The organism is Rhodococcus sp. RD6.2 (assembly GCF_001040705.1).
Lineage (GTDB): Bacteria > Actinomycetota > Actinomycetes > Mycobacteriales > Mycobacteriaceae > Rhodococcus_G.
Window position 1 is genome coordinate 557,361 of record NZ_CVQP01000001.1, and the last position, 13,473, is coordinate 570,833.

11 protein-coding genes are annotated in these 13,473 nt (G+C 68.7%); 3 read left to right on the forward strand and 8 right to left on the reverse strand.

Annotated elements, in window-relative coordinates; translation table 11 throughout:
* Positions 1 to 53 precede the first annotated feature (53 nt).
* From RHCRD62_RS02450 to RHCRD62_RS02460, 3 genes are all read right to left on the reverse strand, one after another.
* Positions 54 to 1,901, reverse strand: coding sequence for an Hsp70 family protein (locus RHCRD62_RS02450; RefSeq protein ID WP_050063049.1), 1,848 nt, complete (start codon positions 1,899 to 1,901; stop codon positions 54 to 56).
* A gap of 177 nt (positions 1,902 to 2,078) precedes the next feature.
* Positions 2,079 to 3,488: a GTPase gene (locus tag RHCRD62_RS02455; protein WP_050063050.1), complete on the reverse strand. Its 1,410-nt coding sequence runs from the start codon at positions 3,486 to 3,488 to the stop codon at positions 2,079 to 2,081.
* A gap of 113 nt (positions 3,489 to 3,601) precedes the next feature.
* A complete protein-coding gene (locus RHCRD62_RS02460) occupies positions 3,602 to 5,431 on the reverse strand; it encodes a dynamin family protein (protein ID WP_050063051.1) in 1,830 nt (609 codons plus the stop codon).
* 261 nt (positions 5,432 to 5,692) lie between these two features.
* Here RHCRD62_RS02460 and RHCRD62_RS02465 point away from each other — a divergent pair, with 261 nt between their 5' ends.
* Complete coding sequence (locus tag RHCRD62_RS02465) at positions 5,693 to 6,910, forward strand: DUF7373 family lipoprotein (RefSeq protein ID WP_050063052.1); 1,218 nt, start codon at positions 5,693 to 5,695, stop codon at positions 6,908 to 6,910.
* A 72-nt stretch (positions 6,911 to 6,982) separates the two neighbouring features.
* Here RHCRD62_RS02465 and RHCRD62_RS02470 read toward each other — a convergent pair whose 3' ends face one another.
* A complete protein-coding gene (locus RHCRD62_RS02470; RefSeq protein WP_084734029.1) occupies positions 6,983 to 7,657 on the reverse strand; it encodes a TetR/AcrR family transcriptional regulator in 675 nt (224 codons plus the stop codon).
* Positions 7,658 to 7,833: 176 nt separating this feature from the next.
* On the opposite strand from RHCRD62_RS02470, the gene RHCRD62_RS02475 reads away from it, so the two are divergent.
* Both RHCRD62_RS02475 and RHCRD62_RS02480 read left to right on the forward strand, forming a co-directional pair.
* Complete coding sequence (locus RHCRD62_RS02475; protein ID WP_050063054.1) at positions 7,834 to 9,546, forward strand: DUF3556 domain-containing protein; 1,713 nt, start codon at positions 7,834 to 7,836, stop codon at positions 9,544 to 9,546.
* Between the two features lies 1 nt (position 9,547).
* On the forward strand, positions 9,548 to 11,002 hold the full coding sequence (locus RHCRD62_RS02480; RefSeq protein WP_050063055.1) for a phytoene desaturase family protein: 1,455 nt from the start codon (positions 9,548 to 9,550) through the stop codon (positions 11,000 to 11,002).
* A gap of 37 nt (positions 11,003 to 11,039) precedes the next feature.
* On the opposite strand, the gene RHCRD62_RS02485 is transcribed toward RHCRD62_RS02480, so the two are convergent.
* The 4 genes from RHCRD62_RS02485 to RHCRD62_RS02500 form a co-directional block, all read right to left on the reverse strand.
* On the reverse strand, positions 11,040 to 12,014 hold the full coding sequence (locus RHCRD62_RS02485; RefSeq protein WP_050063431.1) for a pseudouridine synthase: 975 nt from the start codon (positions 12,012 to 12,014) through the stop codon (positions 11,040 to 11,042).
* 26 nt (positions 12,015 to 12,040) lie between these two features.
* Complete coding sequence (locus RHCRD62_RS02490) at positions 12,041 to 12,607, reverse strand: hypothetical protein (RefSeq protein ID WP_253277161.1); 567 nt, start codon at positions 12,605 to 12,607, stop codon at positions 12,041 to 12,043.
* 4 nt (positions 12,608 to 12,611) lie between these two features.
* Positions 12,612 to 13,049: a hypothetical protein gene (locus RHCRD62_RS02495; protein ID WP_050063056.1), complete on the reverse strand. Its 438-nt coding sequence runs from the start codon at positions 13,047 to 13,049 to the stop codon at positions 12,612 to 12,614.
* Positions 13,050 to 13,161: 112 nt separating this feature from the next.
* On the reverse strand, positions 13,162 to 13,428 hold the full coding sequence (locus RHCRD62_RS02500) for a GlsB/YeaQ/YmgE family stress response membrane protein (protein WP_050063057.1): 267 nt from the start codon (positions 13,426 to 13,428) through the stop codon (positions 13,162 to 13,164).
* Between the last annotated feature and the right edge of the window lie 45 nt (positions 13,429 to 13,473).

Below are 13,473 nucleotides of genomic sequence, written 5' to 3' on the forward strand. Positions count from 1 at the left end.
GGTATCACAGATAGGAGTTGCCGGATCCCCGGAAAGTTCCCGACGACTCTCGATCAATCCAACATGTCGGCACGCTCGAGGATTTTGACCAGCACGTCCTTGTCGACGGTTCCGGGGACCGTCATCCCGAGATTGAGGCCGGTGACGGTGCTGACGTACTCGACGTAGTTCTTGCCGGGCTTGATGTACGCACCGGCGGTACCGTCCTTGTTCTCGACGAGGTCCCCACCCATGTTGCCGGCACGCCAGCCCCCGATCGCCTTGTTCGCGTTGTCCTTGTCGATCGACGCCTGGAACGTCACATACCCGGGGAGGTTGAGTTCGTACACCGCGAACGACTTGGAGTCGACCTCGCAGGAGATCTTCTGAACCTTCGGCGTCTTGCTGCTCAGGCCGGCATCGGTGCAGTCGCTGTCCATTTCCAGCGACTGCGGCAGGGCATTGATGACCGCCTTGACGCCGTCGGCGCCCACCAGCGGCGCACTCGCGGTGGTGGTCTGCGAGGTCGAACCGGTGTCGTCACCGGAGGCCTCTGTGGCATCCGACGTGTCGTCCGGGGACAGGACGATCGCGGCGACCACGGCTCCGACGATGACCACGACGGCAACACCTGCGACGATCGGGCCTCGCTTCGACTTCCGCGCCGGCACAGCGATCTGCGATCTCGCGGTGTCACCGCCGTCCGGCCGGGGTCCGTCGGCCGCGACCTGCTGCCGCGTGTTCGCCGCAGTCGCTGGGGCGGCAGGGAACGAGGCGGGCCACTGCGGCGGAGCCGGGGCGGGGACACGGTCGGCGGGCCGCGCTGCGGCGGCGAAGGCGCCGGCGTTCGCGGCTGCGATCAACGCTCCCTGCGCGACGACCGTCTTCGGGTCGTCGAGAGTCGCGATCGGACCCAAGGTGGCCAACTGCGTGTGCACCAGCGGAATCCGGCTGCTGCCGCCGGTCAGGTACAACGCGGACAGGGCGCCGGGACCGGTCAGTCGGGCATCGGTGAATGTCGCCCGAGCGAGCGCGACGGCCTGGTCGAGAACCGGCCTGATCAGGTCGTCGAGCTCGCCGCGCGTCAGTGAGAGCGTCTCCTGCCCGACCGGCGTGGAGATGGTGACAGTCGCGGACGGCGCTTCCGACAGCAGTTCCTTCGCGCGGCGGGTGGAATCCTCGAGTCCGCGGAGCACGTGCACGGGTGCACCGCGGCGCAGGTAGTCGAGCAGTTCCGGATTGCGGTCGGCCAGTTCCGTGTCGATCCACCGGCGGATCAGCGCGTCGAGGTTCTTGCCGCCGAGGCTGTTGTCCCCGCGGGCAGCGATCACCTCGAAGGCGCCCGCGGGTCCGGCGGTGAGGACGGCGACGTCGAGGGTGCCGCCACCGAAGTCGAACACGGCGATCGTCTGTCCGGTGGTGAGGGCGTTACCGCGGGTGTAGAAGTGCGCTGCGGCCCGCGGTTCCGAGATCGTGGTGACCCGGGTCCGATCGAATCCGATGGTGGCGGCCGCGTCGAGGAGCACCTGGATCTCGCGGGGGGACCAGGCCTCCGGGTGGGTGAGTACCAGTCGCGCAGGTGGACGCCCGGCGTGCGCCGCAGTCGCGCGCGTCACCACCGCGGACAGGATCGCCGCGACGGCGGCCGAGGGCGGCAGGTCGTATCCGTTGGCATGCAGCACGCCCTGCACGAGGGCACGTTTCGGGGACGGGATGAATCCACCCGGATTCGACTCCGACCGATTCAGTGCGACCTCGCCGACGAGGATCGAATCCGGTGACTCGACGAACACCGCGGACGGCATCAGGTTGCCCTGATGGGTCAGCGGTACGGTGGCGACCGAACCGGTGGCGAGGTCGAGATGTGCAGCTGCCGTGTTCGAGGTGCCGAAATCGACGCCCAACACCCATTCCCCGGACATGAGTCGTTCCCCTCGCGGCTCGGTCGGTGCCCGCGTGGGAGACGGTTGACGCCCCAGGTCGCGGTGCCGCCCGTGAGGGCGGCCGCAGCAAGCCCACCCGCTGCGCGGTCTGAATCCTGCCACGACACGTCGATGCCGCCGCCACCCGGCGTCCCGCCGATCGGCCGGACGCCGAACTCATCCCGTCGGCTGTGTCCGGCGGCCGATCGCGGCGTAGGTGCCGTGCAGCGCCGTCAGTGCGGAGTCCGCCGCCGCCGACATCGTGGACAGCGACTGCCGCTGCACCCACGCCAGTCGCTCCGCGGCGGCGACCCGAACCTGATCGGGCCCAGCAGTGGCGGGGAGGCCGACGACGTCGGTGTCGCTGCGCGCGCGCAGGACTCGCGTCAACTCGTCGACGACGGGTGAGTCGTGGTCCACGTCGAGCATCGCGCGCAGACACCCGAACAGCACCACTTCGTTCATCGCGGGATCGCGGCGGGCGGCGCCGACGATCGCGCGAATGTGATCGCGCGCGGGATGTTGGAAGGCGAGGGTGTCGAGTTCGGTGAGGATCCGGCCTGCGCGCTGGATCGCCGCGAACCGCGCCAGCGACGTGTGCAGTTCGTGCCGGAAGCGTTCGATACCGGACACGGTCGCCAGCCACCGGTTCAGGGTGTGCGCACCACCCTGGGCGACGGTACGGGCGTGGACGAGGCCGTACTCGCCGACGAGGTCCAGCAGGCGGTCCCGGACCGCGGCGTCGAGTGGGGGCGCGGGGGAGTCGGAGTCGAGGCGCTCGATCAGGGCGAACGGTTCCCATCCGGCCAGTGACGCCAGCGCCCGCGCGTCGGTTTCGGTGAGCTGCCCGGTGAGAGCGGTTTCGGCGAGGAGTCCGGCGATCGGCAGCACCGTCCCGACCGTGTCGGAGAGTTCGGCGGCCATCGGCGCGGAGTGCTCGGCGGCGTACGCGATCGGATCGCGCTGTCCGAGTGGTCCTTCCCCGAACCCGTCCGCGCGAGAGAGCACACCGAGTGTGTTCAGCGGGGTGAAGTCGAGTTGGCGGAGGAATTCGAGTTCGTCCGCGCGGGGGACGGAGTCGAACAGGAACACCGCCGCGTCGGCGTTCACCGAGGCGGTGCGCGTCTGCTCGAATCCGTCGATCAGCGCGCGCCGTGTCGCCGTCTCGTTCTCCGTGGTCAGTGTCGCGAGGCCGGGGGTGTCGATGAGGGTGAGGCCGCGAATCGCCTGCGACGGAATCCACCGTTCTATGTACGCGACCTCCGTTGCGGGGCAACCGAGGTCGACCGGCATGCCCGACTCGACGCGCAACGGCCGACGGGCGCCGTCCAGTCCGACGACCTCCGCCCGAGAGGGTGCGCCGTCGGTGTAGATCGCGACGACGTTCGTCGCTTCGAGGGCAGCGGTTTCGGCGACCGGCGCCCCGATCAGCGCGTTGACCAGTGTCGACTTCCCGGCCTTGAGTCGTCCCAGGATCACCACCCGCGGCGGTGACCACAGGATCGCGCCGATCCGGTTCGCGTGCCCGACGAGATCGCCGCCGAGTGCGGCGAGCGAATGGAGGGAGCGGTCCAGGACCGTGCGCACCGGGTCGAGCGCAGGAGTGGGAGCGGGTGGGGCGCCCGGGGGTTGACCGGCAGGATTCCACTGCTGTCCCGACGCGTTCCACTGCTGACCGGCGGCTCCTACGGGGTAGCCGTTCACGTGTCGGACCGCCCTTCGGTGGTCGCCGAGAGTCGGCCGATCAGGTTCTCGACCTCGGCGATCGTCGCGGTGACCGCGCGCACGTTCGTCGAGAGGCGTTTGACGGTCTGCTCCCGGGTGGCCTCGTCCAACCGCGCCGCCTCCTTCGCGTCGGTGATCCGTTGCTGGACCTGTGCGATCGTCGCAACCAGGTGCTCGCGATACCGGATCACCACCTCCGGGCGTGCCGTGGACAGTGCCGCTTCGAGCAGGCGGGCTGTGCTGGTGCGGGCGGTTCCCAGGGTTTCCCGCAGCCATGTCAGGAGGTTCGTCTTCCCACTGCGCAGCGCCTTGTAGCCGAGGTTGACGCCCACCCAGACGACGCCGGCGACGGCACCGACGCCGATCACCGCGCCGAGCATCGAGGTGCCGATCATGCCCATCGTCAGAATCGACGGGTCGAGCAGCCCTTGGCTTTTCGATGCGACCTGCCCCGTCCGCAGCTGCGGGTCGAGTCCGCCCAGGGTGCGTGACTGGATCTCCTCCCACTGCACATCGGACCCGAACAGGGGAGTGACCGCGGCGCGCGTCTGATCGAGGAACCGCTGCACCGTCGCCGCCATCGCCACCCGCAGTTCGGACTCGATCTGCGCGGTGAAATGCTGCGGGTTGCGGCGCAGCACCTGCACCCCGGACTTGTTGATCCGGTTCGTCCACGACTCGCGGATCTGCTCGAGCTGTTCGTCGAGGTAGGTGAGAGCGGACTGGCGGGCCAGGGTGAGGTCGCGACCCAGGTAGTGCTCCCACTGACCGGAGTGGTCCTTGAGTTCCTGCAGGCGGTCTCGCTCGGCCGTCAGCTCCGGCAGTACCGCGGCCGAATTCTGCGCGATCGCCAGGTCTTCGGCGAACGCGGCGTGCACCTTCCGCAGTCCTTCCAGGGCCGTTCGGAGTCCGTCGACCGTGGGAAGGTTCTCCCCGAGAGCGAGGCGAGCGCGGATGTGCCTGCGCAGCTCGGCGATGCCGGACGACTCCTCACCCGCTGCGCGCGTCTCCGGGTCGGTGCGTTCGGCGGCTTCGACGGCGCGCAGACTCGACACCCCCACGACCGGGATGGGGCGTCGCAGGTGCTTCTGCAGCAGTCGCCGATTCTCGTCGACGATCGGCCGCCAACGCCGCAGGTTCTTGTCCGTCTTCGTCACCGCAACCACCACCGAGTCGACGGTGGCCGTGGCGTCCCGGAGGAATTCCATCTCCGGTGCCGTCAGCGGGGTCGTCGCGTCGCATGTGACGACGAGGACGCAGGCGCGTTGCGCGGTGCGCATCGCCAGCTGCGCATGGGACGGGTCGAGACCTCCGACACCGGGAGTGTCGACAACGACGGCCCCACCGAACGTGTCGGCGCGGGTGGTGACCACGGCGCCGGTGGGCAGTGTTTCGGTGCCGCGGTCGACGACGCGGGCACCAGAGGTGCTCACCCAGTCCGCCAGCTCGCTCCGGTCAACGGTGCGGGGTTGCCCGGGGAACAGCAGTTCCACCGTCCCCGGGACGCGGCCGGGCGCCGGGGGTGCGAGGTGGATCGTCGCGGACGTACTCGACGCGACATCGACCGGGGATGCGTTTCGTTCGGCGACGAGGGCGTTGACCAGGGAGCTCTTCCCGCGTTTGACCTCGCCGACCACGACGATCGACTGCACCTGCAGTTCGGTCGAGGCCTTGCGTTCGGCGAGCTCGGCGACCGCCGTGTATCCGCACTTGCGGAGGACGGTGCACGCCTTCGCCAGCGTCGCGGCGGCCGGATCCTCGGCCGACGTGGATACACCGGTACCGGCTGCTGACTCCACGACCATCCCCCGACCTGTCCGTACGTCCCCGGGCCGCTTGGAGGGCCGCCACGAGAGGTTACCGAACGGCGAGTGCCGCGCCCTGCCACCCCGGCGCAGGCACCGCGGGAGAAGCAGCCGCCGCCGAGCGAGGGAAGTCGTCGGGAACTTTCCGGGTCCCAGGCGCCTCCAAGAATGTGAACGAACACCCGACCCCGGACGCTCGACGCGACCAGGTGAGGTGAACGCGGTGCCCCGAGCACCCGACCGAAGGGAACTGAGGAACAGATGCGTGCGACAAAGCTTGCCCCGATCGCCGCCGCGGCAGTCGCGGCAGCACTGGTGTTGACGGGGTGCGGTGGCGGAACGACCACCGGTCAGGCAGTCAAGTCCGGCGGCGACACCGAGGCGGTCGACCCGGCGTCCCTCGACACCGGCACCTTCCCCACCACGCCCCGCCCACCGTTCACCACCGTCGGCGACGACTTCCTCGGACGATCCGTCGAAGGCCAGCGGATGGCCGAGTTCGTCGTCCTTCCTCCCGAGGTCGACCCGACTCTCACGGAGTCGGCGTCGATGTCCACCTACGTCATCAAGGACGGCAAGTCCCTCGGCATCCTCCTGCCGGGCCCGACACCGCAGGTCGCAGCCGACAACGGCATGCTCGTCGGATTCAGCACTTCGAGGTCGACCCCCGGCAAGGCCAACGACAGCTCCCTTGTCCACGCCGTCCTTCGCTTCCCCGACGCGGCTGCCGCGACGAAAGCAGCGAACGCGATGCACCAATCTGTCCTCGGCTACGACTTCGGGAACGGATTGCCCGCCGTCGGGAAGATCACCGCACTCCCGCAGGCGCTCGCCAGCACGTCGGAATCCGGCGGGGTCTTCAGTGCGAACGCCTTCACCCCGCACAACGAGTACGTCATCTACACTTGGGCGAGTGCCCCTGCGGCGCAGAAGAACTGGACCGCCGACGTCATCGCCAAGGCATACGAACTCCAGGCTCCGATGATCGAGAAGTTCCCGGCAACCGATCCCGCGAACTACGCGAACCTCGAGATCGACGTCGACGGCGTCCTGCGATACACGCTTCCGATGGAAGGCAGCCAGACCACGAGCAGCCTCGCCGTGTACGGCTCGCGCGGCGCCGCGCACCGCTCGACCAACGCTCTCGCCAACCTCGAGAACTTCACGCGGACGGGCACCACCCACCAGGCGGTGGACGCCACCAACGTGTATCTCTCCGAGACCGAGGAAGGATCGCAGCAACTCAGGGACGCGTTCCTCGCGGAGATGAAGACGGAAAACGACATGGCCGAAGACGCCGCACCACCGAATGTCCCCGGCGCCGCCTGCCTCAGCGCGAAGACGTACAGCGGAACCGAGTACTACTGCCTCGTGCAGTTCGGTAAGCGGCTCGGTGAACTCGGTGGACTCGACAACCTGCCGGAGTTGCATCAGATGGCCGCCGCGCAGTACCTGATCCTTCAGGCTGCCGAAGACTGACGCAGCCGACCGCTGAACGGGCGGTTCCCGGGACGAATGTCGAGGACGCGTCCCGGGAACCGCCCGTTGTCGTTACGTCCGCCGTCGAGACGCTGACGCGGGCGACCCGGGCGGGCCGCTGCCGCGACCGTGGTCGCTCGACGTCGGTGAAACATCATGGTGGACAGTGGAAGTGAACACCGGTCCGAGAAACGTCTGCAGGTAGGCCGACAGGGCGTCCCGATCATCGACATCGACCGCGGTTCCCGGCGTCCCGACCAGGGAGACGAGCATCCGGATCAGCCATTCTGCCGCGCCGGGCAGGTCGAGATCTTCGCGGGCCAGACCGCGCTGCTGGGCATCACGCAGTCGGTCCACCCAGAAGTCCGACAGCTGGGCGACCACGTCGTGGGAGTAGGTGCCCATGATCTCGGCGTACTCGTGGGGTTCCCGGGCGGCCAGTTCCACGGCCAGTGGCCCCAGAGGGTTCTGTCTCGACAGCACGACGGCCTCGGTCAGCATGCCGGACACGCTGTCCTGTTTCGCGATCCGATCGCGTGCGTCCTCCCAGAAGTCCGCTCCCCGGCGGATCAGCGCCGCCGACAGCAGTGTCGACTTGTCGGAGAAGAATCGGTACAGATAGGCGCGGCTGACATCGGCTTCCTTGGCCACGGCGCGGACGGTGGTGCGGCGGATACCGTCGCGCGCCAGACAGACTTCGGCGGCATCGAGGATGCGGTCGCGCACGGCGCTGGAGTGGGGTCTCATCGCCGCTCGATCATAGGACCGGGCACGTGTGGTGAGGCTTTTTGTAGGCACTTTTGCGGAAGTGTCTACAAATACTGCCGACAAGTCCTACGTTCTCCACCACGACCGGCCGTACGGAGGCCCGGTCGCCATCCGAGTCGACGTCGTGTCGGAACGGTGAGCGCAGCGGAGGACGTATGGGTTTCCTGCGACCGGTGGAACCAGATATCGATGCGGACGAGTTGCGCCGCGGTGGGCGATCCACCCAGATGCGCATCCTCTCGGAGAACTACCTATCGCAAGGTTTCGGGACGCCCGATGTGGTGTACGTCGGCTATCTCATGAAGATCGCTCTGTTCATCCTCGGCGCGGCATTGTTCGCGTTGACCACGCCAGGCGTGGACGGCCTGTTCGACGTCAGCCAGTGGTGGGCCCTGCCGGTCGTCTGGCAGAAGGTGGTGCTGTGGTGCATCCTCTTCGAGGTCACCGGTCTCGGCTGCGGATTCGGGCCCCTGAACCTGCGCTTCCTGCCGCCGTTGGGTTCGTTCCTCTACTGGTTCCGCCGCGGGACCATCCGGATGCCTCCGTGGCCGCGGCGAGTTCCGCTGACCTCCGGAGACCGGCGCGGCGTCGTCGACATCGTCCTGTACGCCGCGCTGCTCGTCTCGCTGCTGATGGCGCTGGTGTCGGCGACCGCTGCCGGGACGGTTCAGCTGCCGTGGCAGAAGGTGGCCGTTGTCCTGGGGGTGCTCGCGGTCATCGGACTGCGCGACCGGACGATCTTCCTGGCCGCCCGTGCGGAGGTCTACGGCGCGATTGCCGTGACCTTCCTCGTGCCGTTCCCCGACTCCATCGTGGCGGCCAAGTTCGTGCTGCTGTGCATCTGGTGGGGCGCGGCGGTCTCGAAGCTCAACGTGCACTTCCCGTCGGTGGTGCAGGCGATGGAGGCGAACAGCCCGCTGTGGAGAACGAAGCGCATCAAGCACCTCTTCACCCGGTCGTACCCCGATGACCTGCGCCCGTCCGGGCTCTCTAAGCTGCTCGCCCACGGCGGAACCGCGATCGAGTTCGTCGTCCCGCTCGTGCTGATCCTGTCCGGGGGCGGCGCCGTCACGACGGTGGCTGCGACCGTGATGATCCTGTTCCACCTGCACATCATCGTGACGATTCCGATGGGAACGCCGCTCGAGTGGAACGTCTTCATGATCTTCGCCGTGCTGACGTTGTTCGTGGACAAGGCATCCCTGGGACTCGGTGATCTCGTGCATCCCGCGGTCCTGCTGATCCCGGCCGTCAGCTTCCTTCTGGTGATCCTCGGAAACCTGTTCCCCGAAAGGATCTGCTTCCTGTTCGGGATGCGCTACTACGCCGGGAACTGGGACACCACCGTGTGGTGCCTCTCGCCGAGCGGCGAGCAGAAGCTGACCGACGGCACGATCCGCTTCGCGATGCTGCCGCACCGCCAGTTGGAGAAGGTCTACGGCGGAGAGGACGAGGCCCGGGTCACGAGACTCACGGGCTTCGCGTTCCGCGCGGTCCACACGCACGGTCGCGCGCACGCAGCCCTGCTGCCCCGACTCCTGGCCGACCAACCCACGACGGAGTATGTCGAACTCGACGGTGAGACGGTGGCCGGCGTCCTGCTCGGCTGGAACTTCGGTGACGGGCACCTGCATTCCGAACAGCTCGTCGAGACGCTCCAGGGCCTGTGTGCCTTCGAACCGGGTGAATTGAGGGTGCTGGTCCTGGACGCCCAGCCGATCCACAGGCAGACCCAGGCCTACCGGTTGCTGGACGCCGCCACCGGTGAGTTCGAGCGGGGCACGGTTCGGGTCGCGGACATGGTCAACCGGCAACCGTGGGCCGACGACATGCCGGTGACGGTGAGCGACGACGCTAGTGCGCGCTGACATGGCGAACGCGAGGACCGCAGTCGTGGTCGGTTCCGGCCCCAACGGGCTGGCCGCCGCCGTCCGGCTGGCCGGGCACGGACTGAAGGTGACGGTGCTGGAAGGTGCCGACAGTCCGGGAGGAGGCGCGCGCACCGCCGAACTGACGCTGCCCGGAATGCTGCACGACGTCTGTTCCGCGGTGCACCCGTTCGGGGTCGCCTCGCCGTATATGGCGACCCTGCCGCTCGCTGAACACGGCCTGCGGTGGCGATGGCCCGAGATCGACCTCGTCCATCCGCTGGCCGACGGGTCGGCAGGTGTGCTGGTCGGCGACGTCGATCGCACGGCCGCCGGAATGGGTGTGGACGCGGGCGCATGGCGACGGGTCTTCGGGCCGCTTGCGCGCACCTTCGACGCGCTTGCGCCCGACGTGCTCGGTCCGCTCCTGCGAGTGCCCGGGCACCCGATCGCGTTGGCCAGGTTCGGACTTCGGGCGGGACTCCCGGCCACCGTCCTGGCCAAGGCCTTCCGTACCCCACAGGCCCGGGCCCTGTTCCTGGGTTGCGCGGCACACCTGTTCCAACCGCTGAACCGTCCGCTGTCGGCGTCGGTGGGCGTGATGTTGGTGGCGGCCGGACATCGCCACGGATGGCCGGTCGCCGAGGGCGGCTCGCAGGCGATCACGTCGGCGCTGGTCTCCATCCTGCGCGAGCGCGGTGGGGAGATCGAGGTCGACGCTCCGGTCAGGTCGTTCGCCGATCTGCCTGCGGCCGACGTCACGCTGTTCGACACGACTCCGCAGGCGGCAGCCGAGATCCTGGGTGAGCGCTTCGGCGGGCGACGCAGGCGCCGGTATCGGTCCTACAAGTTCGGCCCCGCCGCCTTCAAGGTGGACCTGGCCGTGCGCGAGGGGGTCCCGTGGACCAGTGAATCCGCGCGCCGGGCCGGGACGGTCCACCTGGGCGGTACCGCCGATGAGGTGGCGGCCGCGGAGGCCGCGGTCGTCGCCGGCCGGATGCCGGAGCGGCCGTTCGTGCTCGTCGGGCAGCAGTACCTGGCCGACCCGACCCGATCAGCCGGGGAAGTGCATCCGATCTGGGCGTATGCGCACGTCCCGTCCGGCTACGACGGGGACGCGACAGAGGTCGTGCTGGACCAGATCGAGGCGTACGCGCCGGGTTTCCGTGGCCGGGTCGTCGCCGTGCATGCCACCGGTCCCGCGGAGTACGAGCGATACAACGCGAACTACGTCGGGGGCGACATCGGGGGAGGGGCGAACACGCCGCTTCAGATGGTCGGGCGACCGGGATTCGGGCTCGACCCGTACGCGACCGGGGTGGACGGCATGTTCCTGTGCTCGGCCTCCACGCCGCCCGGCGCGGGTGTGCACGGCATGTGCGGGGCCGGCGCTGCCGCCAGCGCGTTGCGCAGTCTGGGCGTCGACGTGCAGCCGATCGGGCCGCGAACCAACTGACCTGCCTGGGACGACGCGGCCTCTGGATTGGCCTGGTTCAGCGCAACGGTGGCGACTCGCTCAACGTGCGCTCGGTGACGAACCGCCGCGGATTCCCCGTCAGCGGATCGGTGAATTCCAGTTCCCGCGCGAGCAATTGGAGTGGGAGGCGGTGATCGTCGGGTGCCTCGGGCAGCAGGTCGGGATAGAGACGATCGCCGAGGATCCCGACGCCGAGTGCAGCCAGATGCACCCGCAACTGGTGCATCCGCCCGGTACGTGGACGCAGGACCGTGTGCACCACCTCGCGACCAGAGGCACTGATGCCCGTCCGATGAACCCCGATCACCGTCTCGGCGTTGGGTTCCCGGTCGTCGTCGACTCCGACCCGGAACTTGCCGCGACGCGACACGATGTGGTTCCGGTAGACGACGGGCAGGGCGTGTCCGGCGAGGGTCGGTGCGGCCGGATCCCATCCGGGCGGTCGCGCCGACACCGCCTCGTAGACCTTCGTGACCGCTCGCTGCTCGAACAACGACTGGTAGGCGCCGCGCGTCTCGGGTCGGGCCGAGAACATCACGACGCCCGCGGTCGCGCGGTCGAGTCGATGGATCGGCGTCAGTGCCGGATTGTCGAGCCGGACCCTCAACCGGACGAGCGCGGACTCGTGCAGGTATCGCCCGCCCGGGGTGGTCGGGAGGAAGTGCGGCTTGTCGACCACCACGAGGTCGTCGTCGGTGTGCAGGATCTGCTCCTGGAACGGAATCGGCTCTTCCGCAGGCAGGTCGCGGTAGTACCAGACGAAGGTGTGCGTGCCGAGCGCGGCGGTGGGATCGATCGGGTGACCGTCGGCGCCGACGACCTCGCCGGCCTCGAACCGCCGTCTCAGTTCGTCGGCCGCCAGGTGGTCGAACCTCTCGGCGACGTACTCGGCGATCGTCGCCCACGGCCCGGACGCCGGGACGCGGAGCCGCGTCGGTCCGACGCCGTTCCTGACGGGCAGCGGGGCGGGCATCGGCACGTACGCCATCATCTCACCGGCCGCTGGGTCGGCTGTCGTCATAGGCGAGTGGGCGGAAGCGGTTCGATGTCGTACGGGCGGGACCCGGATGCGCCGACAGTCCGGGCACGCAGGAGGGGGAGCGCGTCGCGGAGGTTTCCGCCGAGCCGATGCAGTGAGTTGAACGACCGGGACTCCCAGACTGGGAATTCCCCGTCCGCGGTGCGTGCCGCCGTGTCCCAGAGCAATGCGTTGCCGTTCTCGCTCCATCCGAAGACGTGCAGGGAGTCGGTGAGTGACCAGTCGGCGTCGGGTTCCACCATCCAGTCGAACCCTTCGCTCCGGCCGTCCTGGAAGGTGGCCCGGAAATGCGACGTGAGGTTGCCTGCTCGGGCGTGCCAGCCGTCGGCGTACCCGGAACGGACGGGCGGGTAGACGAACCAGAGTCCGAAGGACCGCGCCCATCCGGCCTTCCTGACGAACACGCGATACGAGTCGGGGAAGCCGCCGCCGTCGGGGAAGCGGTGGGAGTCCAGCGCGACGAAATCGATGTGTTCGAGGGTCGGTGGACCGTTCACGGTCAGTGCGTGGTCGCCCTCGGAGATCTCGAACTCGTTGTCGGCCAACGCCCTACGCCTCGACGGTGACGTCGACAACGGCACCGCTCTCGTCGAATCGGACCGCGGGCCAGTACCCGTCGGGGAAGTGCTGACCGCACGAGTCGTCGAGGTGCAGGACCACCTCGCGTCCGGGAAGAACCTCGACGGTGGCCAGGACGAGGTCGTCCGCGGCGTCGTCGAGTTCGGTCGGTTCCGGATCACCCTCGCCGAACCGTGTGACGACGGCGTCGGTGGCCCGCCTGTGCCAGGCAGCACGATCGGCGAAGAACGCGCCGAGCGCCGGGAGCAGTGCTGTCGCCTCGGCGGAATCCGTGGCGCGGAGCATGAGTTCGGGCTCGCCGTCCACGGTGAACCAGTCGTGGACCAGCGTGTCGCCATCGGTGAGCACGGTGGTGGCCCGTGTGAAGACACCCCAGTCCGACGGTACGGGAAGAGAACTGTGAGGCACGGGGCCGAGCCTATCGGTGAACTGCCGGACGGTGGGACCGACGACGAACGGGCGGTTCTCGGAACGAACGTCGAGTACGTGTCCCGGTCACCGCCCGCTCGGTGCGATCGTGTCAGTCGGCCGAAACGGAGCGGCCCTTCCACCACATCCACGCCGCGGTGACGATGACCGCGCCCGCGATGGAGCCGATGATGCCGCTGGGGCGCAAGTCGAGGCCGTCCCCCGCGAGCAGACTGATCAGCAGACCGCCCACGAACGAGCCGCCGACGCCCGCCACGAACGCCAGGGTCCAGTCGACTCCGGACTTCGATCTGCCCAGGAGGAACTGGGCGCCGGCGCCGATGAGCAGTCCGAACAGGATCATCCCGATGATCAACATGGCGGGAGTATATGGCTCGGATACCGCCGGGGCCGGTTGTCGTGA

What these genes read in the sequence shown, in the direction of transcription:
- RHCRD62_RS02480 (WP_050063055.1), top strand. Translation starts at nt 9,548, where the DNA reads ATGGCGAACGCGAGGACCGCAGTCGTGGTCGGTTCCGGCCCCAACGGG.
- RHCRD62_RS02460 (WP_050063051.1), bottom strand. Translation starts at nt 5,431, where the DNA reads ATGGTCGTGGAGTCAGCAGCCGGTACCGGTGTATCCACGTCGGCCGAG.
- RHCRD62_RS02485 (WP_050063431.1), bottom strand. Translation starts at nt 12,014, where the DNA reads ATGATGGCGTACGTGCCGATGCCCGCCCCGCTGCCCGTCAGGAACGGC.
- RHCRD62_RS02475 (WP_050063054.1), top strand. Translation starts at nt 7,834, where the DNA reads ATGGGTTTCCTGCGACCGGTGGAACCAGATATCGATGCGGACGAGTTG.
- RHCRD62_RS02450 (WP_050063049.1), bottom strand. Translation starts at nt 1,901, where the DNA reads ATGTCCGGGGAATGGGTGTTGGGCGTCGATTTCGGCACCTCGAACACG.
- RHCRD62_RS02470 (WP_084734029.1), bottom strand. Translation starts at nt 7,657, where the DNA reads ATGAGACCCCACTCCAGCGCCGTGCGCGACCGCATCCTCGATGCCGCC.
- RHCRD62_RS02465 (WP_050063052.1), top strand. Translation starts at nt 5,693, where the DNA reads ATGCGTGCGACAAAGCTTGCCCCGATCGCCGCCGCGGCAGTCGCGGCA.
- RHCRD62_RS02500 (WP_050063057.1), bottom strand. Translation starts at nt 13,428, where the DNA reads ATGTTGATCATCGGGATGATCCTGTTCGGACTGCTCATCGGCGCCGGC.